1 protein-coding gene and 2 pseudogenes are annotated in these 1,792 nt (G+C 67.9%); all 3 read left to right on the forward strand.

Annotated elements, in window-relative coordinates; genetic code table 11:
* Positions 1–186 (forward strand): annotated as a pseudogene (locus VF697_RS06035) (SPFH/Band 7/PHB domain protein); the annotation flags it as partial.
* Between the two features lie 341 nt (positions 187–527).
* A complete protein-coding gene (locus tag VF697_RS06040) occupies positions 528–1,238 on the forward strand; it encodes a hypothetical protein (RefSeq protein WP_331092534.1) in 711 nt (236 codons plus the stop codon).
* Between the two features lie 118 nt (positions 1,239–1,356).
* A pseudogene (locus tag VF697_RS06045) lies at positions 1,357–1,792 on the forward strand (serine/threonine protein kinase); the annotation flags it as partial.

A 1,792-nucleotide genomic window follows, 5' to 3' on the forward strand; every position in this document is an offset into this window, starting at 1 on the left:
CCGCAGATCGTCGGCGCGGCGCTGCAGCGGATTGCCCAGGATCCGGCGATCGCGACGGCCATGTTCGAGATCCTGGAGCTACAGCGGCTCCAGGAGAGCACCGCGAAGGTGACGCTCATCCCCGAGGGGCAGAAGAGCGATCTGCTCGCCCAGCTCCTGGTGGCGGCACCGACTCCTTCCCGGTAACGCTTGCAGGTGACGGGGCCCGCCGCCGCGCTCTCCACGACAGCGAGCGTCGGTCGCGCGACATCGTTCCTGCCCTGGCGGGCCGCCCGGTGCGTCTCGGCATGTCGCGACACGCTTCGACATGTCGAGACGCCCTCCTCCCCTCCCCCTCAATGACAATCATTTGTCATTCCGACCGGGGAGCCGTCTGATGCCAGACGCTCGACGCGTGCTTCGCCTCCAGGCCTGCGTCGCGGGAGCGCGGCACATCCCTTGCTCATATCGCGAATGCCCGGATCGCAGGACAGACCCGGGCAAAACCATACAACCGATATCCGCGTCTGGGTAAGGGAGTCGTTCACATGATGAGCTCGAATGGCAAGAAGCAGGGGATTGCTTTCATCTTCGCCGCGGTCGCCACCCTCGTGGGCTGCGGCGGCACGGAGGGCGTGGACACGACCACCCCGAGCGCTGACGAGGCGGCGTACCTGGACGAGCTGTTCCCGAGCTGGTCCGACGTCGGCTCCATGGTCGCTGACAGCTCGAAGTACCAGTACCGGGAGCCACCCGTCCCCATCATGGTCGACGGCCAGCTGCGACCCGCCGCGTCCATCAAGGAGTTCAATGGCCGGCCCCTGGTGTTCCTGGCCAATGCCGAGTCCACGGAGGGGGGGTTCCTCTTCGTGTTCAAGAACCCGGAGGAGCTGCGCCGGCATCTCCAGGAGCGCGGCGCCATGCCTCGCGCCCAGGGCGCCTCGGACGTCAGCGCGCTGGGGGTGAACGATCCGAGCCCGTCCGCCTTCTACACCAACTCCGGTCTGCAAGGCTCGGTGATGCACCTGTCGGTGGGCTCCTCCATCTACAACCTGACCGACAGGCCGCTGGATGTCTTCTGGACCTGGAATGACAAGATCTCCTCGGTCCAGGCGACGGGGCTCGGCTCGTACACCATCCTGTACGAGCACAGCGGCTACACGGGAGCCCAGTTCTGGGTCGCGCGCGGCGCGAGCATCTTCAACCTCGACTGGCACTCCTTCAACGACAGGACCAGCTCCATCCGGGTGGTCTGGTAGCAGGCCCGCCTCAATTCCGTCCAATGGGCGGCGACTCGAGCCGGTATGGAATCGCCGCTCCTTGTTTTCCGGCCCACCGCTGTATCATGGCCGCCGTCCGCACCCAGGGGGGCCGTTCGTGTCCGATGAGCATGACTCCGCACTTCGCATGGCTGTCGCCGAGGGCCTCCTCTCCCGGGAGGAGGCGGAGTCGCTGAAAGCGGAGGCGGCCCTGCTGGCGCGCAACCCCCTGGAGCTGCTCGTGGAGCGCGGCCGGCTGTCCGCCGACACCCTCGCCTCGCTGCGCCGGGAGGCCCAGCACGAGCCGGGCCGAGACACCGGGGAGCCTCCGGACGACGCCACGCTGAATGTTCCCCCCCGCGGGGAGCGCGGCGCGGAGTTCCCAGGCTTCCCGGTGAGCGGATGGAAGCGCTACGAGTGTCTGCGGCTGCTCGGCCAGGGCGGCATGGGGCGCGTCTTTCTCGCCCACGACACGCAGCTGCGCCGCGACGTCGCCCTCAAGTTCGTCCGCGATGACGACCCCGACCACATGCGCCGCTTCATCTCCGAGGCGC

It is taken from the genome of Archangium sp. (assembly GCF_036388035.1).
GTDB lineage: Bacteria > Myxococcota > Myxococcia > Myxococcales > Myxococcaceae > Archangium.

Coding starts and splice junctions, on each gene's coding strand:
- VF697_RS06040 (WP_331092534.1), top strand. CDS start 528: ATGATGAGCTCGAATGGCAAGAAGCAGGGGATTGCTTTCATCTTCGCC.